Source organism: Streptomyces sp. NPDC102490, assembly GCF_044765285.1.
Lineage (GTDB): Bacteria > Actinomycetota > Actinomycetes > Streptomycetales > Streptomycetaceae > Streptomyces.
Genome location: NZ_JBIWJU010000001.1, coordinates 88,240 through 108,288, shown reverse-complemented (window position 1 = coordinate 108,288; position 20,049 = coordinate 88,240). Strand labels below are relative to the sequence as shown.

The window sequence follows — 20,049 nt, the reverse complement described above, 5'->3', positions numbered from 1 at the left end:
GCGGGTTCGGGCTAGACGAGTTTCACGCCGTCGTGCGCGCGGATGGCCGGCGGGGATACCGCGTCGAGTGCGTCCAGGACGCGGATCGCGTATGCCTCGTCGGCGAGTTCGATGACCTCTTCGCGGGTGGCCCAGCGCAGTGCGCGGGTCTCGTCCCCGGTGGTGGGCGTGCCGTCGGCGGCCTCACAGCGGAAGACCATGGAGACGATCAAGCCCTTCATGTTCTTGTAGATCCCGGTCAGGCTCGCGGGAAGCGCGATCTTGATGCCGGTCTCTTCGAGAACTTCGCGCTGGAGGGCCTCGGGAATGGTCTCCTCGCGTTCGAGGATTCCGCCCGGGGGTTCCCAGTGGCCGTTGTCGCGGCGTTTGATCAAGAGGGCTCGGTCCTGGTCGTCGACGATGACTCCGGCGACGCTCACGGAGTGCGGACGGTCGGTGCTCACGTTCCTCTGCCCTCTCGGATGGCTAGGCTCTCCACCGTAGCAACAAAGCTCGCCCACTCGTCTAGATACCTAAAGGAGTACACGTGCCCTCTCTTTCCTCCGGCCTCCTCGGCGATCTCGACCCCACGAGCGATCGTGCGGTCTTCCGGCAGATCGCCGACCAGCTGCGCGAGGCCATCGACCGTGGGCGATTCAAGGAGGGCGAAAAGCTGCCCTCCGAGGCCGAACTGGTCGAGCATTACGGGGTTTCCCGTATGACGGTTCGAAACTCCTTCTCCGTCCTCCAGGGTGAGGGCCTGGTGCACGCCGAGCACGGCAAGGGCGTCTTCGTACGACCACGACCGCCTGTTAGGCGGCTCGCCTCAGACCGGTTCGCACGGCGCCACCGCGAGCAGGGGAAGTCCGCGTTCATCGTCGAGGCCGACGCCGCCGGCAGTCACCCGCAGGTGGACAGCCTGGAGGTCAAGGAAGAGAAGGCAAGCCAGGACGTCTCCACCCGGCTCGGGTCCGTGCGGCGGGTGCTCGCCCGGCGTCGCCGGTATCTGCTGGACGGGCGGCCGGTGGAGTTCGCCACCTCGTATCTGCCGCTCGACATCGCACGGGGAACGCCGATCGCCGAGCCGAACCCCGGGCCCGGCGGCATCTATGCCCGGCTTGAGGAGCTGGGGCACCGCCTCGACCACTTCGAGGAAGAGATCCGGGCCCGGATGCCCTCGCCCGATGAGGTGCGCACGCTGCGGCTGGCCTCCGGTGTGCCGGTCATTCACCTGATCCGCACCGCCTTTGACCAGGAGGGGCGGGCCGTGGAGGTCTGCGACACGGTCATGGCGGCCGATGCGTACGTCCTGTCGTACCAGCTCCCGGCGACGTGAGCGCCTGACTGGTGGTGGTGCGCGGGGCTGCTTTCCCGAACTCGTACACCCCAACAGGCTTACTCGTATAGACGAGTAGATGGGAAGAAGTCTTGCGCTCCATCCGTGTAGAGACCTCGGCCGCAACGATCCTGCTGACCGAGGCGCCCGAGCCCAAGGTCCGCGACCGGCAGACCGGCGAGATCGCCAAGGACGCCACCAGCGGAGAGGCCCTGATGACGCTCGGCGTCGTTTACCTGGAAGATGGCGAGTCGTCGCTGATCAAGGTCACCGTTCCGGAGAGCGGAGTGTCCGAGGGGCTGACGCTCGGGGCTCCGGTTTCGCTGCCGGGGCTGGTGGCCCGGCCGTGGGAGAGCGTCTTCAACGGGCAGCAGCGTCACGGCATCGCCTACCGCGCCGCCGCCGTGACTCCGGCCGCGTTCCCGGCCGCTTCTGGGGCCGCTGCCTGATGACCGATCTGACGACACTCCTGGAGGTGGGTGGTCCTGTCGCCGCACTCGGCGGCGGGGCCGCCTACGCCCGGGCCAAGCATCCCGGGGTGTACTGGTCCACGGTCGGCCTGCCGATATCCTCGGCCCGGCTCCTCAGCTCCTACGGCTCGGTCATGGAGGCCTGCGGCCTGACCGTGGCTCCATCCCGGCTCCGGATGCTGGCGGTCAAGGCCACCACCCGCCGAGAGGTCCGCCCCGTACCGCCGCGTCGCGGCATCATCCGCCCCACCTCGACCGGCCTGCGGCTCCGGCTCCGCCTCGCTCCGGGACAGGAACCAGCCGACGTCGCCGCCTCGGCCGAACGGCTGCGGCACGCCTGGGGCGTCCACGCCGTCTACGTGACCACGATCAAGCCCGGTGTGGTTGAGCTGCGACTGGTCGGCTTCGACGTGCTGCGGCAAGTGCGGATGCCGCGCAAGGTGGACGCCGGGTTCCTTCGGGTACCGGTGGCCCTGCGGGAGGACGCCATGCCCTTCGTGCGCGACTACCGGACCGTGCCCCACCAACTCACCCTCGGCGCCACACTGTCGGGCAAGTCCATGTACCTGCGGCACCTGATCGCCGGACTCGCCCCTCAACCGGTCGCCCTGGTGGGCATCGACTGCAAGCGCGGTGTCGAGCTGGCGCCGTTCGCCTCCCGCCTCTCCGCGCTGGCGACCGATCCGGAGCAGGCTGCCGAGTTGCTGCCCGTGCTTGTGAAGGAGATGGAGGACCGATACGACCTGATCAAGGCCCGGCAAGGCATCGCCCCGGACACTCCGGCCGAGGAAATCACCTCGGACGTCTGGGGACTGCCCGAGTCCGAACGCCCGGTCCCGATCGTGCTGTTCGTGGACGAGGTGGCTGAACTCTTCCTCGTCGCCACCAGGAAGGACGAGGAACGCCGGGACGAGATGGTCACCCAGCTCATTCGCCTCGCCCAGCTCGGCCGCGCGGCCGGCATCTACTTGGAGGTCTGCGGCCAGCGCTTCGGTGCCGAACTGGGCAAGGGCGCCACCATGCTGCGGGCCCAGTTGACCGGCCGCGTCTGCCACCGCGTCAACGACGAAGCCTCCGCGAAGATGGCGCTCGGCGACATCGCACCCGAAGCGGTCACGGCCGCCTGCGCCATCGCCCCCGAACGGCCCGGCCTCGCCGTGGCAGGTGACACCTCCGGCGGCTGGTCACGCATCCGCACGCCGTACCTGTCGCTGGGCGACGCTGCCGAGACCTGCCGCGAGTCGGCCCACCTGGTCCCCGACCTGCCCGCACTCAAGCCCTTCCGGCCCAACGTGCCCGTACGACCCGTCGAGACACCGAGCCCGGCCGTGCGGCCCCGGCCCGTGACCGACTGACCCGCGCCCCTAACCCCGGTCGGCGTGACCGCCTCACGCCACGTCCCTACCCCCCATGCCCGAACCCGGAAGGAGCCGCAGCATGCGCGCCCACCTGGCCCGCGTCGATGCGGTGCTCGTTCAGGCGGTCATCGCCGCCGCGCTGTCCTTCGCCCACCTGCACGATGTCGCCTCGGCGGCCGGACAGGACGGGTGGAAAGCGTGGGCCTACCCGATCAGCGTTGACCTGCTGCTCGTCGCCGCCTGGCGCCGACTGCGCTCCGGAGAGGCGAAAGCGGCCGGGTGGTGCTGGTTCCTGATCGCACTCGCCGCGTCCCTGGGCGCGAACGTCGCCACCGCCGGACTGCTCGACCTGGATCACGTACCGGCCTGGCTCCGCATCCTCGTCGCGGGCTGGCCCGCGGTCGCCTTCCTCGGCGGAACCCTCCTGGCCCACTCACCGCCGACAGCGCACGACGCGACCACTGATGCCGTGGACCAACAGGAACTCGACGGCATCGAGGACCAGGAGAACGCGCCCGATCCCACGCCAGACCCCCCGACGCCACCGGCGGCCGACCCGGCACCGGCCCCACCGTTGGCCCCGCCCCCGGTCGCTGTCCCGGCCGCCCTGGTCGAGCACGCCCGCAAGGTCGCCGCCGACCACCACACCCGCACCGGAACGCCCATCGACACCCCGACCCTGCGCGCCCGCCTCGGTGTCCCGCCGCCCATGGCCGAAGCCATCGCCGCCCAACTCACCTGACCAGCAAAGGGAGATCATGCCGCTCTTCTGCTTCAACACGGCCGCCGACTACCTCTCAGCGGCCCGCGAGATGGCCGTCAGTGGCCGATCGGCGCTCGCCCGGCTCCTCGCCGAGGAAGCCGCCGACCGCACGCCGGATCCGCAGGAAGCCGCCCGGATCCTGCGCGACTTCCCCCGCCCCAGCCCGCGACAGGAGGACTGACCATGCCCGCACCGAAGCGCTTCCGCCACGTCAGCCGCATCGGCCCCGTCCAGGTCGGCACGTCCTACGACGGTCGCGGCCGGGAGAAGCACACCGCCGCCTGCACCGCCCCGCGCTGCGGCTTCTCCGCCGACTACGACAGCCGCGCCGCCGCCGAGCTGGCCGCCCGCACCCACCGCTGCCCCGTGCGCTGAAAGGATTCCCGACCCGTGACTGTCAGCCTGCCGCTCGTCGTCGTCCTCGGCTTCTTCGCCTGGGGAGCAGTCAGGTTCCTCGGCGTCCGCGTCTGGATCGTCGTCCTGATCGCCCTCTTCGGCTTCTGGCTCTCCCGTACCTTCCTCGCACCCGCCATCGAGTCCGGCACACGTTCCGGCGTGACCGTCATAAACGGCTCACATACCTAGACGAGTAGATAAGGAGCCCTGACCGTGTTCCTCCCGAAGTACCCCGACAGCCCGACCCCGCCGCCCGCGCACACCCACACCCCGACCGAGCCGGCACCCGTACGGCGCTCGCTCCCGTCGGTCTCCATCGATCAGAAGACCGTCGTGGCCCTGGTCGTCGGCGGGGTCGTCCTCACCGCGCTCCTGGCGGCCGTCGCCGTCACGGCCATCTCCGTAGCCGTCGCCGCCGTCGTCCTGCGCTCCATGCTCCGCGACCACCGCCGCTGAACCGAGCTGGCCTCCGGGGCGGCGGCACACGACCAAGCATCTCGCCGCCCCGGCGCCTGCTCCTCCCGACCGACCGAGCCAGTCAGAAGGGGAATCGCCATCTTCACCCGCACCACTCCGGCACCACTTCCGGAACTCGCGAACCTGGCCGCACAGGGCACGCTGCCGGGTATCCTCCGCCAACTCTCCGGACTCGGCGGCTGCACCCACCCGATCCGCCTCGACGGCCACCGCACCGAATACGGCGTCGACACCACGACCGGCGAGATCGGCAACGTCCTCCACCGCCTCGACTCGACCAGCCTCCCAGTCGGACAGCTCCTCGTCCGCTGCAACAACCGCCGCACGACCCGCTGCGCCGCCTGCGCCGAGGTCTACCGCCGCGACACCTTCCACCTGATCACCTCCGGCCTGCGCGGCGGCAAGGGCACCCCCGAACACGTCGCCACGCACCCGCGCGTGTTCGCCACCTTCACCGCGCCGAGCTTCGGCCCGGTCCACAACCGCCCCTCCAGCGGACGCCCCTGCCACTGCGGCACCCACCACGACCAGGACGACGACGAACTCGGCACCGCACTCGACCCGGACACCTACGACTACGAAGCCGCCGTACTCTGGAACGCCCACGCCGGTCCGCTCTGGCGGCGCTTCTCCACCTACCTGCGCCGAGAGGTCGCCAAGCGCGCCGGCCTGTCCCAGCGGCGCTTCCGCGAGCACGCCCGCGTGAGCTTCGCCAAGGTCGCTGAATACCAGAGGCGCGGAGCAGTCCACTTCCACGCCGTCATCCGCATCGACGGCCCCAGCGGCGGCGACACGCCACCCCCTACCTGGGCCACGGCCGAACTGCTCACCGACGCCATCCGCACTGCCGCCGCCAAGGTCCGCGTGGACGGCCCGACCATCGACGGCCGCACCCACACCTTCACCTTCGGCCGCCAACTCGACGTACGCACCATCCGCTCGGCCGACTTCGACGGCGGCCAGGAGCTGACCGAACGGGCTGTCGCCGCCTACATCGCCAAGTACGCCACGAAAGGCGCCGAGACGGCGACAGGAGCTCTCGACCGCCCGCTCAAGTTCGCCGCCGAACTCGCCCAGCTCGACATCAGCGACCATGCCCGCCGCCTCATCCGCACTGCCTGGTTCCTCGGCGCACGCAAGGACCTCGAACACCTCCGCCTGCGCGCCTGGGCCCACATGCTCGGCTTTCGCGGCCACTTCTCCACCAAGTCCCGCCGCTACTCCACCACCCTCGGCGCCCTCCGCGACGCCCGCGCCGAATGGCGCCGCGCCCAAGCCGCAGCAGCCAACGGCCCCGAGTCCGAGACGACATACGTCCTCGCGCACTGGGCCTTCGCCGGAACGGGCCTATCCGACACCGAAGCCTGGCTGGCCGCATCTCTCGAACCCGCTCCCGGAACGGAAGGAGAACCGACATGGACCGCCGACGGGACGAACTGATGACTGTCCCGCAGATCCTCGCCGAGCTGGGCGGAGTGTCTCGCCGAACCTTCTACCGCTGGCGCGAGCTAGGGCAGGCTCCGGAAGCGATCAAGCTGCCGAATGGTGAGCTCCGCGTTTGGCGCAGTGACTTCGACGCCTGGCTCCACGGGCTCGCGGAGGCGGCGTGAAGTCGCATGACGTGAGGGTGTGGGGCATCCGCAAGCGGCCCTACAAGACGCCGTCCTATGACGTGCGATGGAAGGTTGCCGACGCCCCGCCGTTCTCCGAGACCTTCCGGACCAAGGCACTCGCCGACAACTTCCGCGCCAAGCTTCTTCGGGCTGCGCAGAAGGGCGAGGCCTTCGACACGGACACTGGTCTGCCGGACTCGATGGCACCCGTCAAAGCATCCCGTACCTGGTACGACTTCGCACGGGCGTACGTCGCCATGAAGTGGCCGCACGCGGCTCCGAACTCCCGCGACAGCTTGAACGAGACGATGACGCTCGTCACGACTCAACTGCTGGGCGATCGGCCTGGACGGCCTGCTGACGACGTCTTGCGCCGTGCGCTGCGGGGCTGGGCTTTCGTCGTCCAAGCCTCGGACGAGGAAGCTCCGCCGGTCGACATCGCGAACGCTCTTCGCTGGGTGGCCAAGGCTTCGCTGCCATTGGTGACGATCAAGAATCCGGCAGACATCCGCCGCGTCCTCGACTCGCTCAAGCTCAAGCTGTCGGGCACTCCAGCGGCCGCAGAGACGGTACGGCGCAAGCGCGCGGTCCTCTTCAACGCCCTTGCCTACGCGGTCGAACTGGGGGAGCTTCCGGAGAACCCGGTCACGCTCGTGAAGTGGAAGCCTCCGAAGGTGACCAAGGAAGTCGACCGCCGGGTCGTGGTGAACCCTCGGCAGGCACGCGAACTCCTGGCCGCAGTCTCTTACGTCGGCGGCTACCGCAGAGCCCGTGGGCGGCGCCTGGTCGCGCTCTTCGCCTGCATGTACTTCGGCGGGCTTCGGCCGGCGGAAGCTGTGGCGCTGCGTCGTCCGGACTGCACGCTGCCGGAGACCGGGTGGGGTTCGCTGATCCTGGAGAAGACCCGCCCGACCGTCGGGAAGCGCTGGACCGGGACCGGGGAGGTTCACGACAACCGCGGCCTCAAGAATCGCCCCACGAATGAAACCCGCATCGTCCCAATCCCACCTCGCCTCGTCCGCATGCTCCTCGCCCACATCGAGGAGTTCGGCACCGCCGAGGACGGGCGGCTGTTCGCCAACGAACGTGGGGGAGTGGTCGCCTCCACTACGTACTGGCGCGTCTGGGACGAGGCCCGGCACCTGGCGCTCACGCCGGAACAGGTGGCCTCGCCGCTGGCCGCTCGACCGTACGACCTGAGGCACGCCGCGCTCTCCTCGTGGCTCAACGCTGGCGTCGACCCCACCGAGGTGGCGGAACGCGCGGGCAACAGCGTCGAAGTGCTGCTGAGCCGGTACGCGAAGTGTCTCGACGGCCGCCAGGACGTTGCCAACCGCCGGATCGCCGAGCTCCTCGGTGAGGGCGTCGGCCAGGAGGACGAGCCCGGCGACGGAACCTGATCCCGGCACACCTCCGACACGCGCACCTGCGGCATGATGGCCCCTGGACTACGGTCCGGGGGCCTCGGCGTTTTCCGGCCCTGACCTGCGGATTCCTGGCCTGTGGCCAGTCCACGGATAGTCCACGGCACCCGACATACAGCCGCTCCGAGCGGCACACGCCTGCACATACGCGAAGACCCCGTCTCAGCGAAAGCGCTGATGGCGGGGTCTTTGGGCACCTCATGCAAGGTGCCCCCGGCAGGATTCGAACCTGCGCACACGGCTCCGGAGGCCGTTGCTCTATCCCCTGAGCTACGGGGGCGTGTCCGTCGCGGTCGGTGTTGCTCGCGGCGACGGGTAGAACACTACCAGCTCGCCCGGGGTGGTCATGAACGGGTTTTGGCGGGTCGTGGCGGTGCCCGGGCGGGGTGTTGTCCCCCGCGGGGGGTGGAAGTGGGGAAAACCCGGACGCGGTGGCCGGGGGCGACCTACTCTCGAGTGGTGCCTAGGGCGTCCGGCCGGATTCTTGTTGTGGACGACAACAAGGTCATCCGGCAGCTGATCAGGGTCAACCTCGAGCTGGAGGGCTTCGAGGTGGTGACCGCCGGCGATGGTGTCGAGTGTCTGGAAGTCGTCCATCAGGTGCAGCCCGACGCCGTGACACTGGACGTGGTCATGCCTCGGCTGGACGGGCTCAGGACCGCTGCCCGGCTGCGTGCCGATCCGCGGACCCGGGAGCTGCCGATCGCGATCGTCAGTGCCTGTACGCAGTACGAGGTCGACGCCGGGTTCGCCGCGGGGGCCGACGCCTTTCTGTCCAAGCCCTTCGAGCCTGCCGAACTGGTCGGACTCGTACGGCAGCTGGTCGAGCGGAGGGGCAGTGGGTCCGCCGTCGATCGGGGGTCCGGGCCGGGCTCCGGGGCCGGGGCCTCCGTGTCACGGGTGCGCGGGCTCGCGGGGGAGAGCGGGGCGTCCGCTCAGGCGTGAGCGGGCATGAGCAGACGTGAGTGGGCGTGAGTGGAAGGGCGGGCGTACCCGGCCCGGCCCCGGCCCGCGTCCATATCCCGGGACTGCCGCACATCGGTTCGCCTCCCGACCCCCCACCTCCCCTACGCTTGTCCCGTGACCCCCGTCGAACTCTCCCGCACCGTGCTGCACGCGGTGCGTCGCGCCGTCGACGCGGGGGAGCTGAGCGTGGCCGTGCCGACGCGTGCCGTGGTCGCGCCGCCGGGGCCCGGAGGGTGCGGGGACTACGCCACCGGCATCGCCCTCCAGCTGGCCCGGCCGGCCGGGCAGCCGCCTCTGAAGGTCGCCGAGGTGCTGCGGCCCCACCTCCTCGGGGCCGACGGGATCAGCGACGTCGTCCTCACCGGGCCGGGGTTCATCAACATCTCGCTCGACCGTGCCTCCTCCGGCGTCGGGGTCGTCGGCGAGGTCCTGCGCCGCGGGGAGCGGTACGGGTACGCCGACCACGCCGACGGGCGCGTCGTGCAGCTGCACTGTCCGTACGAGCTTCGTGCCGTCGTCGTCGCCGAAGTATCCGCGCGGCTGCTGCGGACCCAGGGGGCGCTGGTGCGGGTGAGCGCCGAGGGGTTCGAGCCCGCGTGGTCCTCCGTCCTCGGGGTCACCGTCGACGCCGTCGCGGCCGCGCCCGAGCTGCCTGTCAACGTCCGGCCCGTGCCCGCCGAGCTGCCTGTCAACGTCCGGCCCGCGCCCGCCGAGCTGCCCGTCAACGTCCGGCCTGTGCCCGTGCCCGTATCCGCCGCCGCCGCGCTCCTTGCCCTCGGGCGGGACGCCGGGCGCTGGGCGCTGCTCCATCCCGCGGGCCACGACCGGCCCCGGACCGGTGACGAGCACCTCGTGCAGCGGGAGAGCAACCCCCTCTTCCGCGTGCGGTACGCGCACGCCCGCGCCCGTGCCGCCGCTCGCAACGCCGCCGACCTCGGGTTCACCGCCGTACCAGGTCCCCTCGGCGAGAGCGGCGAGCAGGACCTCCTCGCCGCTCTCGCCGATCACCCCCGGGTCCTCGCCGCCGCCGCGGACCACCGCGCCCCGGACCGGCTCGCCCGGCATCTCGTCACCGTCGCCGACGCCGCGCTGCCGTTCCTGACCACCGTGCTGCCGCGCGGCGGGGAGAAACCCTCGGCCGCCCACCGTGCCCGGCTGGCGCTCGCCGAAGCCGTCGGGGCGGTGCTGGCCGGCGGCCTGGCCCTCCTCGGCATCGACGCACCCGACCACCTCTGAGAGAGCACCGAAGACGCCATGAGCCGTTCCGCACACCCCGCCGGGCCCCGTCACGCCGATGTCCTGCCCGAGGGGCACTATTCCGCGCCCGCGGAGGACCTGAACGCCCTCGATCCCAAGGTCTGGGCCCACACCGTGGGGCGGGACGCGGACGGTGTCGTCACCGTCGGCGGGATCACCGTCACACAGCTCGCCGAGGAGTACGGCACGCCCGCCTACATCCTCGACGAGGCCGACTTCCGGGACCGGGCGCGGGCCTGGCGCACCGCCTTCGGGGCCGACGCCGACGTCTTCTACGCGGGCAAGGCATTCCTGTCGCGCGCCGTCGTGCGGTGGCTGCACGAGGAGGGGCTCAACCTCGACGTGTGTTCCGGGGGCGAGCTGGCCACCGCCCTCGCCGCCGGGATGCCCGCCGAGCGGATCGCCTTCCACGGCAACAACAAGTCGCCGGAGGAGATCGAACGCGCCGTCCGGGCCGGGGTCGGGCGGATCGTGCTCGACTCCTTCCAGGAGATCGTGCGGGTCGCGCACCTCGCCCAGACCCTCGGCAAGCGGCAGCGGGTGCAGATCCGCATCACGGTCGGGGTCGAGGCGCACACCCACGAGTTCATCGCCACCGCCCACGAGGACCAGAAGTTCGGGATTCCGCTGGCCGGCGGGCAGGCCGCCGAAGCCGTGCGGCGGGCCCTGCAACTCGACGGGCTCGAGGTCATCGGGATCCACTCGCACATCGGGTCGCAGATCTTCGACATGTCGGGGTTCGAGGTCGCCGCGCACCGGGTCGTGGGGCTGCTCAAGGACATCCGGGACGAGCACGGGGTCGAACTGCCCGAGATCGATCTCGGCGGCGGGCTCGGGATCGCGTACACCAGTGACGACGATCCCCGCGAGCCGCACGAGATCGCCAAGGCGCTCACCGAGATCGTGACCAGGGAGTGCGAGTCCGCCCGGCTCGCCACCCCGCGCATCTCCGTCGAGCCCGGGCGGGCCATCGTCGGGCCCACCGCCTTCACGCTGTACGAGGTCGGCACCGTCAAGCCGCTCGACGGGCTGCGGACGTACGTCTCGGTGGACGGCGGGATGTCGGACAACATCCGCACCGCGCTCTACGACGCCGAGTACAGCGTCGCCCTCGTCTCCCGCACCTCGGACGCCGAGCCGATGCTCGTGCGCGTCGTCGGCAAGCACTGCGAGAGCGGGGACATCGTGGTCAAGGACGCGTTCCTGCCGGGGGACCTGGCACCCGGTGACCTGATCGCCGTACCGGCGACGGGGGCGTACTGCCGCTCCATGGCCAGCAACTACAACCACGCGCTGCGTCCGCCGGTCGTCTCCGTGCGGGACGGCGCGGCGCGGGTCATCGTGCGGCGGGAGACCGAGGAGGATCTGCTCCGGCTCGACGTCGGATGACGCCCCGCGGAGAAGCACCGGGGGTGAAGATCTTCCGGCCCGCGACCCCTCCGAAAATGAAATAAACGTCTCACGATCCGGACTAAAGGCAGAAAATCCCGTCCGGTGCGTGAGACTGGTCCCACCGTAGACGGTAAGAGGAAACGAGGTCGGATGATGCGTACGCGTCCGCTGAAGGTGGCGCTGCTGGGCTGTGGAGTGGTCGGCTCAGAGGTGGCGCGCATCATGACGACGCACGCCGCCGACCTCGCCGCCCGCATCGGGGCCCCGGTGGAGCTCGCGGGTGTCGCCGTACGGCGGCCCGACAAGGTGCGCGAGGGCATCGACCCGGCCCTCGTGACCACCGACGCCACCGCCCTCGTCAAGCGCGGGGACATCGACGTCGTCGTCGAGGTCATCGGCGGGATCGAGCCCGCGCGCACGCTCATCACCACCGCCTTCGCGCACGGTGCCTCCGTGGTCTCCGCCAACAAGGCGCTCATCGCCCAGGACGGCGCCGCCCTGCACGCCGCCGCCGACGAGCACGGCAAGGACCTGTACTACGAGGCCGCCGTCGCCGGTGCCATCCCGCTGATCCGGCCGCTGCGCGAGTCGCTGGCCGGCGACAAGGTCAACCGGGTGCTCGGCATCGTGAACGGGACGACCAACTTCATCCTCGACGCCATGGACTCCACGGGCGCCGGGTACCAGGAGGCGCTGGACGAGGCCACCGCGCTCGGGTACGCCGAGGCCGACCCGACCGCCGACGTCGAGGGCTTCGACGCCGCCGCCAAGGCCGCCATCCTCGCCGGGATCGCCTTCCACACGCGCGTGCGCCTCGACGACGTCTACCGCGAGGGCATGACCGAGGTCACCGCCGCCGACTTCGCCTCCGCCCGGGAGATGGGCTGCACCATCAAGCTGCTCGCCATCTGCGAGCGGGCGGCGGACGGGGGATCGGTCACCGCGCGCGTGCACCCCGCGATGATCCCGCTCAGCCATCCGCTGGCCAACGTGCGCGAGGCGTACAACGCCGTGTTCGTGGAGTCCGAGGCCGCCGGACAGCTCATGTTCTACGGGCCCGGCGCCGGCGGCTCCCCGACCGCCTCCGCCGTGCTCGGCGACCTCGTCGCCGTCTGCCGCAACCGGATCGGCGGTGCCACCGGACCCGGTGAGTCCGCGTACGCCGCGCTGCCCGTCTCCCCGATGGGTGACGTCGTCACGCGCTACCACATCAGCCTCGACGTGGCCGACAAACCGGGCGTGCTCGCCCAGGTCGCGACCGTGTTCGCGGAGCACGGTGTCTCCATCGACACCGTGCGGCAGTCCGGCAAGGACGGCGAGGCATCCCTCGTCGTCGTCACCCATCGCGCGTCCGACGCCGCCCTCGGCGGTACGGTCGAGGCGCTGCGCAAGCTCGACACCGTGCGGGGTGTCGCCAGCATCATGCGGGTTGAAGGAGAGTAACCAGCAATGACCCACCAGTGGCGCGGAATCATCGAGGAGTACCGGGACCGGCTGCCCGTCTCCGACAGCACGCCCGTCGTGACGCTCCGTGAGGGCGGCACCCCGCTCGTGCCCGCGCAGGTGCTCTCCGAGCGCACGGGCTGCGAGGTCCACCTCAAGGTCGAGGGGGCGAACCCGACCGGGTCCTTCAAGGACCGCGGCATGACCATGGCCATCAGCAAGGCCAAGGAGGAGGGCGCGCAGGCCGTCATCTGCGCCTCCACCGGCAACACGTCCGCCTCCGCCGCCGCCTACGGCGTGCGCGCCGGGATGGTCTCCGCCGTCCTCGTGCCGCAGGGCAAGATCGCGCTCGGCAAGATGGGCCAGGCCCTCGTGCACGGCGCGAAGATCCTCCAGGTCGACGGCAACTTCGACGACTGCCTCACGCTGGCCCGCGCGCTCAGCGACAACTACCCGGTGGCCCTGGTCAATTCGGTCAACCCGGTGCGCATCGAGGGGCAGAAGACGGCTGCCTTCGAGATCGTGGACATGCTCGGCGACGCGCCCGACATCCACGTCCTGCCGGTGGGCAACGCGGGCAACATCACCGCGTACTGGAAGGGGTACCGGGAGTACGCCGCCGACAAGGTCAGCACCAAGCGGCCCCGCATGTGGGGCTTCCAGGCCTCCGGCAGCGCCCCGATCGTGCGCGGCGAGGTCGTCAAGGACCCGTCGACCATCGCCACCGCCATCCGGATCGGCAACCCCGCCTCGTGGGACTTCGCGCTCGCCGCGCGGGACGAGTCGGGCGGCGCCATCGACGAGGTGACGGACCGTGAGATCCTGCGCGCCTACCGGCTGTTGGCCTCCCAGGAGGGCGTCTTCGTGGAGCCCGCGTCCGCCGCGTCGGTGGCCGGTCTGCTGAAGGCCGCCGAGCAGGGCAAGGTCGACCCGGGGCAGCGCATCGTGTGCACCGTCACCGGCAACGGTCTGAAGGACCCGGACTGGGCCGTGGCCGGCGCCCCGCAGCCGGTCACCGTCCCGGTCGACGCGGCGACCGCGGCCGAGCGGCTCGGCCTTATCTGAGCGGCCCGGCCCGGTCCAAGCGCCGCACCCCTCCGACGCGACCGGCGTAAGAGGGCGTAAGCGACGCCCGGCCGGGAACGCCGCCGACAGGGGGTGCACAGGGGGCTTACGACACGCATCGTGCGCCTCCTGTGCGCCCTATGTCGCCACAGAACCTTCCTTCGATAGGCTGTACTCAACCCGCCTGCCGCATATGCCGCGGTGCCGCGCCGTCCCCGCGTCGCGCCCAGGGTTCGGTGCGTCATCGGCCCCAGGGTTCGGTACGTCATCGTCATCGCATGTCATTCGACCGTCACGCCAGTTCCGACAGTCACGCAGCTCAAGGAGAGTCATCGAGCGATGGCCGGTCCAGCCTTCCGCGCCGCCGCCGTCAGGGTGCGCGTCCCCGCCACCAGCGCCAATCTCGGTCCGGGCTTCGACGCCTTCGGCCTCGCGCTGGGTCTCTACGACGACGTGGTCGTCCGGGTGGCCGACTCCGGGCTGCACATCGACATCGCGGGTGAGGGCAGCGAGACGCTCCCGCGCGACGAGAAACACCTGCTCGTCCGCTCCCTGCGCACGGCCTTCGACCTGCTCGGCGGGCAGCCGCGCGGCCTGGAGATCGTCTGCGCCAACCGCATCCCGCACGGCCGCGGCCTCGGTTCCTCCTCCGCCGCCATCTGCGCCGGCATCGTCGCCGCGCGCGCGGTGACCATAGGCGGCGAGGCCCGCCTCGACGACGCCGCGCTGCTCGACCTCGCCACCGAGATCGAGGGCCACCCCGACAACGTGGCGGCCTGTCTGCTGGGCGGTTTCACCCTGTCCTGGATGGAGTCCGGCGCCGCCCGGGCGATCAGGATGGAGCCCGCCGATTCCATCGTTCCGGTGGTTTTCGTGCCCGGGAAGCCGGTACTGACCCAGACCGCGCGCGGACTGCTCCCGCGCAGCGTCCCGCACGTCGACGCCGCCGCCAACGCCGGCCGCGCCGCGCTGCTCGTCGAGGCCCTCACCCGGCGCCCCGAGCTGCTGCTGCCGGCCACCGAGGACCGCCTGCACCAGGAGTACCGCGCGCCGGCCATGCCGGAGAGCACGGCGCTGGTGGAACGGCTGCGTGGTGACGGCATCCCCGCGGTGATCTCGGGTGCCGGACCCACGGTGATGGCACTGGCCGACGCCGACACGGCCGACAAGGTCGAGGCGCTGGCCGGGACGGACTGGGCGGCCAACCGGCTCGGCCTGGACCAGCAGGGCGCGAGCGTCCTGCCTCTGGCGACCGCCAGTGACACCTGACGCGGACGGTTGCCGGATTTCGAGAGGGGGAATGTTTGTTGGATCCGGTAGTGTTAACCTCAAGTCTGCACCCGACCCCACCATGGCGAGGTGCCTCGTGTCCCCGTCCGGGACAGACATTCTTCCGGGAGCCCCCCAAGCCGCATTGTGCAGTGGATGCCGTACGTGATCAGTACGGCCGTCACGGGCATTGAGCGGCCCGCCAGAGGGGGTTACCCCCTCTGGGGGAGTTTCGGAACCGGTGCGACCACGCCGCCTGACACAGACACCGGGTGCCACGGCTAGGGGAAGCGCCATCACCAGATATCTCTTCCGCCGTTCAGGCGGACCACCGCCCCGGCACGGTTCACACAGCAAGGACCGAAGCCGGACAGCACAACCGGTCGCCGAGCCAGACAGGCCGACGTCCGCTCCAGGGAAGGACCCTTCGTGAGCGACACCACCGATCTGATGGGCGCACGTGTCGAGGAGACCGCTGCCGCGCCCGCCACGGACGCCTCCGCGCCTGCCACCGGTGCCGGCTCCCGGCGGCGCCGCGGTACCGGCCTCGAGGGCATGGTGCTGGCCGAGCTGCAGCAGGTCGCATCCGGCCTCGGCATCAGGGGCACCGCGCGGATGCGCAAGAGCCAGCTGATCGAGGTCATCAAGGAGGCGCAGGCCGCCGGGGGAGCCCCCGCCAAGGCCGCGTCCGCCGCGGACACCGCCGGCGAGACCAAGCCGAAGCGCCGCAGCACCTCCCGGACCCGTACGGGCGACGAGGCTCCCGCCGAGAAGGCGGGGAGCGCGGAGAAGGCCGGCAAGGCCGGCAAGAAGGCGGACAAGGCGGCCGCCGACCAGGCCGCCCAGCAGCAGATCGAGATCCCCGGTCAGCCGTCCCCCAAGGTCAACGCCTCGGCCGAGCAGGCCGCGCCCGCCGACGACGCCCCCTCCGAGCGCCGTCGCCGCCGGGCCACCGCCGACGCGGGCAGCCCGTCCGGCGGCACCGAGACGGTGGCCGTGGAGACCCGCGCCGAGCCGAAGGCCGACGCCTCGGCCCCGCAGCAGACGCAGGGCCACCAGCAGGGCCAGGGCGACGCCCGCTCCGACGGCGAGGGCGGCGAGGGCCGCCGTCGCGACCGCCGTGACCGTGGCGAGCGCGGTGAGCGTGGCGACCGGGGTGAGCGTGGCGACCGCGGTGACCGTGGCGGCCGCGACCGGCGCAGCAAGGGCGACGACCAGCAGAACCAGGGCGGCGGACGCCAGGACCGCCAGCAGCAGGGCGGCGGCGGACGCCAGGACCGCCAGCAGCACGACGACGGTTACGACGACGACGGCAGCGGCCGTCGCGGCCGTCGCGGGCGCTACCGGGACCGCCGGGGCCGTCGCGGGCGCGACGACATCCAGCAGGAGCCGCAGATCAACGAGGACGACGTCCTCATCCCGGTCGCCGGCATCCTCGACATCCTCGACAACTACGCGTTCATCCGGACCTCCGGCTACCTGCCCGGGCCCAACGACGTGTACGTCTCCCTCGCCCAGGTCCGCAAGAACGGCCTGCGCAAGGGCGACCACCTCACCGGTGCCGTGCGCCAGCCCAAGGAGGGCGAGCGCCGCGAGAAGTTCAACGCGCTGGTGCGCCTGGACTCGGTCAACGGCATGGCCCCCGAACACGGCCGCGGACGGCCCGAGTTCAACAAGCTGACGCCGCTGTACCCGCAGGACCGCCTCCGCCTGGAGACGGACCCGGGCGTCCTCACCACCCGCATCATCGACCTGGTCGCGCCGATCGGTAAGGGGCAGCGCGGTCTGATCGTGGCCCCGCCGAAGACCGGCAAGACCATGATCATGCAGGCGATCGCCAACGCGATCACGCACAACAACCCCGAGTGCCACCTGATGGTCGTCCTGGTCGACGAGCGTCCGGAAGAGGTCACCGACATGCAGCGGTCGGTGAAGGGCGAGGTCATCTCCTCGACCTTCGACCGCCCGGCCGAGGACCACACCACGGTCGCCGAGCTGGCCATCGAGCGCGCCAAGCGCCTGGTGGAGCTGGGTCACGACGTCGTCGTGCTGCTCGACTCGATCACGCGTCTGGGCCGTGCGTACAACCTCGCCGCCCCGGCCTCCGGCCGCATCCTGTCCGGTGGTGTCGACTCGACCGCCCTGTACCCGCCGAAGCGCTTCTTCGGTGCGGCCCGCAACATCGAGGACGGCGGTTCGCTGACCATCCTCGCCACCGCCCTGGTGGACACCGGGTCCCGCATGGACGAGGTCATCTTCGAGGAGTTCAAGGGCACCGGCAACGCCGAGCTCAAGCTCGACCGGAAGCTCGCCGACAAGCGCATCTTCCCCGCGGTGGACGTGGACGCGTCCGGTACCCGCAAGGAAGAGATCCTGCTCGGCAGCGACGAGCTCGCCATCACCTGGAAGCTGCGCCGGGTGCTGCACGCCCTCGACCAGCAGCAGGCGATCGAGCTGCTCCTCGACAAGATGAAGCAGACGAAGTCGAACGCCGAGTTCCTGATGCAGATCCAGAAGACGACCCCGACGCCCGGCAACGGCGACTGAGTCACCGCCGGCCGCCGGCTCGCCGTACGGAAGTCCCGCTTCGTCACACCGGTGACGGGGCGGGACTTCCGGCGTGCCGGGCTTGTAGGATCAGCGCACCGCAGTGGGGGGGAACGTATTTTCGGATGCGCCCACAGGGTGATCAGTGCCGCCTTCACGCGCCCGCACCCAAGGGCTGTTCTCTCCTGCCTGCGTTCACAGCAACAGGAGACCTGAGTGACCTCTACCCCTCGAAGAGCCCGGCTGGCTCTTCCCGCGGCCACCGCCGCACTCGCCCTGTCGGGCGCGGTCCTCGCCGCCGCCCCCGCGCAGGCGTCCGGCGGGACCCCCGTCCCGCCCCGGCCTGCCGTCACCGAACGGCCCGCCACCGCGTCCCCCGCCGAGCTGGCGCAGCGCGCCATGGACTCCGTGGCCGCCCTCGAGAACGGCACCGCGACCGGCCCCGGCGCGCAGCCGGAGGCCACCCCGAGCACCGGGGCGCTGTCCAGCCGGATCGACCCGAAGATCATCGGCGGCAAGAGCGCGTCGATCTCCGAGGCGCCGTGGATGGTGCAGCTGCTCTACGCCGACAACAAGGGCACCGCCACCACCTCCGACGACGAGGGCTACTTCTGCGGCGGCACCCTGGTGGCCCCGGCGAAGGTCCTGACCGCCGCGCACTGCGTGTACGGCCTGGACTGGACGGAAAACGGAACCGTCGTCGCCGGCACCGCCCAGCTCCCCGACGACACGGGCCTGCACGGCGGCCGGGCCGTCGGCGTACGGCGCCAGTGGGTCAACCCCACGTACCGGCCGAGCACCACCTCGGGCGGCGACCTGGCGGTGCTCACGCTGACCGAGGCGCTGCCGTACCAGACGCTGCGGCCGACGACCAGCGGCGACACCGCCTCCTACGCCAACGGGGCCCCGGCGACGGTCTACGGCTGGGGGCGCACCAGCTCCACCAGCCAGGACATCTCGCCGACGCTGAGGAAGGCGACCGTGCCGATGCGCCCGGACGCCTCCTGCACCTCGTTCTGGGGCTCCGACTTCGTGCCCGGCCAGATGGCCTGCGCCGGTGACGCGGCCTCCGGCCAGGACGCCGGTACGGTCTCCCCGTGCAACGGCGACTCCGGCGGCCCGCTCGTGGTCAACGGCCGGATCGCCGGTGTGGTCTCCTGGGGCGTCGAGGACTGCGTCGCCTCGGGCGCCTACGCCGTCTACGCCAAGGTCAGCTCGTACGTCGGCGAGGTCGGCTCCCGCGTCGACGACACCGACCTCGACTTCGACGGCCTGGCGGACCTGTTCGCGCGCACACCCGGCGGCAAGGCGTACGAGTACTACTCCGTCGGCGACAGCTTCCCCTACCTGGACAACCGCCTCGCGCTGAGCGGCGACTGGAGCGGGCGGAGCCTGGTGCGCCAGGGCGACCTGGACCGCGACTCCTGGCAGGACTACGTGTACCGCGCCTCGGACGGCGTGCTGTACACCCTCGCCTCCTACGGGGGCGGCGGCTACGAGTCGATCCGGGTCGGCGGCGGCTGGAACGCGATGAAGGACCTCCGCGTCCCGGGCGACCTCTCCGGCGACGCCCTGCCCGACCTGGTCGCCAAGGACAAGGACGGCGTCCTGTGGCTCTACCCCGGCAAGGGCGACGGCACCTTCGGCAGCCGCGTCCGGATCGGCGGCGGCTGGGCCGCGTACACGATCACCGGCAAGGGCGACTACACCCGGGACGGCAGGCCCGACCTGCTGGCGCGGGACGGTTCGGGAGTCCTGTGGCTGTACCCGGGCACCGGGAAGGCCGCGCCGGCGCTCGGCAGCCGGGTCAAGGTCGGCGGCGGCTGGAACGCCTACAACGCCCTCGCCACCGCCGGTGACACCACCGGGGACGGCAGGCCCGACCTGCTGGCCCGCGACAGCTCCGGGGTGATGTGGCTGTACAAGGGCACCAGGAAGCCGGGCACGGCCACGTTCAAGACCCGGGTCAGGGTCGGGGCCGGCTGGAACGCGTTCAACCTCTTCGGCTGAGCGAACGCTCCCCGCGGGGCCGCCTCCACCTCGGGGGCGGCCCCTTCGCCGTTCGGCGGGGCCGCGGCTGCGACCTTCGCCACACGCGGCGGCCCGGGGCCCGTCCCGGCGCGTACGGACGGATGCCCGCGGAATCCCAGGTCAGCGCGGTGGAGACCCGGAACAGCGAACACGCTCCGTCACCGTTTCCCCACCGGGTCGCCACAGACCGTTGTGCAACCCTGTCCCGAGTTCCGCCGTCTGAGCTACGGAGGGACCATGGTGAGGTACCGGCGCCGCATCCC

General features: G+C 71.3%; 20 protein-coding genes and 1 tRNA gene. 19 read left to right on the top strand and 2 right to left on the bottom strand.

The genetic code is table 11. The features are described from left to right. Positions 1-11 precede the first annotated feature (11 nt). Positions 12-419 (bottom strand): NUDIX hydrolase, encoded by a 408-nt coding sequence (locus tag ACIRGB_RS00520; protein ID WP_365238394.1) that lies wholly within the window; start codon positions 417-419, stop codon positions 12-14. 107 nt (positions 420-526) lie between these two features. On the opposite strand from ACIRGB_RS00520, the gene ACIRGB_RS00515 reads away from it, so the two are divergent. The 11 genes from ACIRGB_RS00515 to ACIRGB_RS00465 all read left to right on the top strand — a co-directional run bounded on the left by ACIRGB_RS00515 (position 527) and on the right by ACIRGB_RS00465 (position 7,792). Then, the gene (locus ACIRGB_RS00515; RefSeq protein ID WP_020274970.1) at positions 527-1,315 is read left to right on the top strand and encodes a GntR family transcriptional regulator; all 789 of its coding nucleotides are present in this window, start codon (positions 527-529) and stop codon (positions 1,313-1,315) included. 92 nt (positions 1,316-1,407) lie between these two features. Next, the gene (locus ACIRGB_RS00510) at positions 1,408-1,764 is read left to right on the top strand and encodes a hypothetical protein (RefSeq protein ID WP_358279702.1); all 357 of its coding nucleotides are present in this window, start codon (positions 1,408-1,410) and stop codon (positions 1,762-1,764) included. Beyond that, on the top strand, positions 1,764-3,140 hold the full coding sequence (locus ACIRGB_RS00505; RefSeq protein WP_403856952.1) for an FtsK/SpoIIIE domain-containing protein: 1,377 nt from the start codon (positions 1,764-1,766) through the stop codon (positions 3,138-3,140). Before ACIRGB_RS00510 ends, ACIRGB_RS00505 begins: the two co-directional genes overlap by 1 nt. Before the next feature lie 82 nt (positions 3,141-3,222). After that, on the top strand, positions 3,223-3,885 hold the full coding sequence (locus tag ACIRGB_RS00500; protein WP_358279698.1) for a DUF2637 domain-containing protein: 663 nt from the start codon (positions 3,223-3,225) through the stop codon (positions 3,883-3,885). Between the two features lie 16 nt (positions 3,886-3,901). Next, the gene (locus tag ACIRGB_RS00495; RefSeq protein WP_388125446.1) at positions 3,902-4,087 is read left to right on the top strand and encodes a hypothetical protein; all 186 of its coding nucleotides are present in this window, start codon (positions 3,902-3,904) and stop codon (positions 4,085-4,087) included. Positions 4,088-4,089: 2 nt separating this feature from the next. Beyond that, positions 4,090-4,281 (top strand): mobile element transfer protein, encoded by a 192-nt coding sequence (locus ACIRGB_RS00490; protein WP_102910782.1) that lies wholly within the window; start codon positions 4,090-4,092, stop codon positions 4,279-4,281. Between the two features lie 15 nt (positions 4,282-4,296). Further along, positions 4,297-4,491, top strand: a complete 195-nt coding sequence (locus ACIRGB_RS00485; protein ID WP_053670608.1) for a hypothetical protein — start codon at positions 4,297-4,299, stop codon at positions 4,489-4,491. A 24-nt stretch (positions 4,492-4,515) separates the two neighbouring features. Then, positions 4,516-4,758, top strand: a complete 243-nt coding sequence (locus ACIRGB_RS00480) for a SpdD protein (RefSeq protein WP_358279694.1) — start codon at positions 4,516-4,518, stop codon at positions 4,756-4,758. Between the two features lie 144 nt (positions 4,759-4,902). Continuing rightward, a complete protein-coding gene (locus ACIRGB_RS00475) occupies positions 4,903-6,219 on the top strand; it encodes a replication initiator (RefSeq protein ID WP_403858161.1) in 1,317 nt (438 codons plus the stop codon). Next, positions 6,195-6,389, top strand: coding sequence for an AlpA family transcriptional regulator (locus ACIRGB_RS00470; protein WP_033314625.1), 195 nt, complete (start codon positions 6,195-6,197; stop codon positions 6,387-6,389). The genes ACIRGB_RS00475 and ACIRGB_RS00470 overlap by 25 nt, the downstream gene beginning before the upstream one ends. After that, positions 6,386-7,792 carry a tyrosine-type recombinase/integrase gene (locus ACIRGB_RS00465; RefSeq protein ID WP_359735244.1) on the top strand — a complete coding sequence of 469 codons (1,407 nt, stop codon included), beginning with the start codon at positions 6,386-6,388 and terminating at the stop codon, positions 7,790-7,792. The genes ACIRGB_RS00470 and ACIRGB_RS00465 overlap by 4 nt, the downstream gene beginning before the upstream one ends. 232 nt (positions 7,793-8,024) lie before the next feature. Here the strand turns inward: ACIRGB_RS00465 and ACIRGB_RS00460 are convergent. Continuing rightward, positions 8,025-8,096, bottom strand: a tRNA-Arg gene (locus ACIRGB_RS00460). A 179-nt stretch (positions 8,097-8,275) separates the two neighbouring features. Between ACIRGB_RS00460 and ACIRGB_RS00455 the strand changes: the two genes are divergently transcribed. The 8 genes from ACIRGB_RS00455 to ACIRGB_RS00420 all read left to right on the top strand — a co-directional run bounded on the left by ACIRGB_RS00455 (position 8,276) and on the right by ACIRGB_RS00420 (position 19,765). After that, entirely contained in the window at positions 8,276-8,761 is a 486-nt protein-coding gene (locus ACIRGB_RS00455) for a response regulator (protein WP_403856946.1), read from the top strand. A gap of 135 nt (positions 8,762-8,896) precedes the next feature. Then, a complete protein-coding gene (gene nrtL, locus ACIRGB_RS00450; protein WP_403856943.1) occupies positions 8,897-10,018 on the top strand; it encodes an ArgS-related anticodon-binding protein NrtL in 1,122 nt (373 codons plus the stop codon). A gap of 18 nt (positions 10,019-10,036) precedes the next feature. Beyond that, positions 10,037-11,428, top strand: a complete 1,392-nt coding sequence (lysA, locus tag ACIRGB_RS00445; protein ID WP_403856940.1) for a diaminopimelate decarboxylase — start codon at positions 10,037-10,039, stop codon at positions 11,426-11,428. Between the two features lie 153 nt (positions 11,429-11,581). Further along, positions 11,582-12,874 carry a homoserine dehydrogenase gene (locus ACIRGB_RS00440; RefSeq protein ID WP_059301447.1) on the top strand — a complete coding sequence of 431 codons (1,293 nt, stop codon included), beginning with the start codon at positions 11,582-11,584 and terminating at the stop codon, positions 12,872-12,874. A 6-nt stretch (positions 12,875-12,880) separates the two neighbouring features. Beyond that, complete coding sequence (thrC, locus tag ACIRGB_RS00435; protein WP_403856937.1) at positions 12,881-13,939, top strand: threonine synthase; 1,059 nt, start codon at positions 12,881-12,883, stop codon at positions 13,937-13,939. A 339-nt stretch (positions 13,940-14,278) separates the two neighbouring features. Continuing rightward, positions 14,279-15,208: a homoserine kinase gene (gene thrB / locus ACIRGB_RS00430; protein ID WP_403856934.1), complete on the top strand. Its 930-nt coding sequence runs from the start codon at positions 14,279-14,281 to the stop codon at positions 15,206-15,208. A 429-nt stretch (positions 15,209-15,637) separates the two neighbouring features. Continuing rightward, a complete protein-coding gene (gene rho / locus ACIRGB_RS00425; protein WP_403856931.1) occupies positions 15,638-17,755 on the top strand; it encodes a transcription termination factor Rho in 2,118 nt (705 codons plus the stop codon). A 216-nt stretch (positions 17,756-17,971) separates the two neighbouring features. Continuing rightward, positions 17,972-19,765, top strand: coding sequence for a trypsin-like serine protease (locus ACIRGB_RS00420; protein WP_403856928.1), 1,794 nt, complete (start codon positions 17,972-17,974; stop codon positions 19,763-19,765). Positions 19,766-20,049 lie beyond the last annotated feature (284 nt).

Bases quoted from the DNA above. Each gene is read 5' to 3' on its own strand.
- ACIRGB_RS00500 (WP_358279698.1), top strand. From the start codon at position 3,223: ATGCGCGCCCACCTGGCCCGCGTCGATGCGGTGCTCGTTCAGGCGGTC.
- ACIRGB_RS00495 (WP_388125446.1), top strand. From the start codon at position 3,902: ATGCCGCTCTTCTGCTTCAACACGGCCGCCGACTACCTCTCAGCGGCC.
- ACIRGB_RS00490 (WP_102910782.1), top strand. From the start codon at position 4,090: ATGCCCGCACCGAAGCGCTTCCGCCACGTCAGCCGCATCGGCCCCGTC.
- thrB (WP_403856934.1), top strand. From the start codon at position 14,279: ATGGCCGGTCCAGCCTTCCGCGCCGCCGCCGTCAGGGTGCGCGTCCCC.
- thrC (WP_403856937.1), top strand. From the start codon at position 12,881: ATGACCCACCAGTGGCGCGGAATCATCGAGGAGTACCGGGACCGGCTG.
- lysA (WP_403856940.1), top strand. From the start codon at position 10,037: ATGAGCCGTTCCGCACACCCCGCCGGGCCCCGTCACGCCGATGTCCTG.
- ACIRGB_RS00440 (WP_059301447.1), top strand. From the start codon at position 11,582: ATGATGCGTACGCGTCCGCTGAAGGTGGCGCTGCTGGGCTGTGGAGTG.
- ACIRGB_RS00505 (WP_403856952.1), top strand. From the start codon at position 1,764: ATGACCGATCTGACGACACTCCTGGAGGTGGGTGGTCCTGTCGCCGCA.
- ACIRGB_RS00470 (WP_033314625.1), top strand. From the start codon at position 6,195: ATGGACCGCCGACGGGACGAACTGATGACTGTCCCGCAGATCCTCGCC.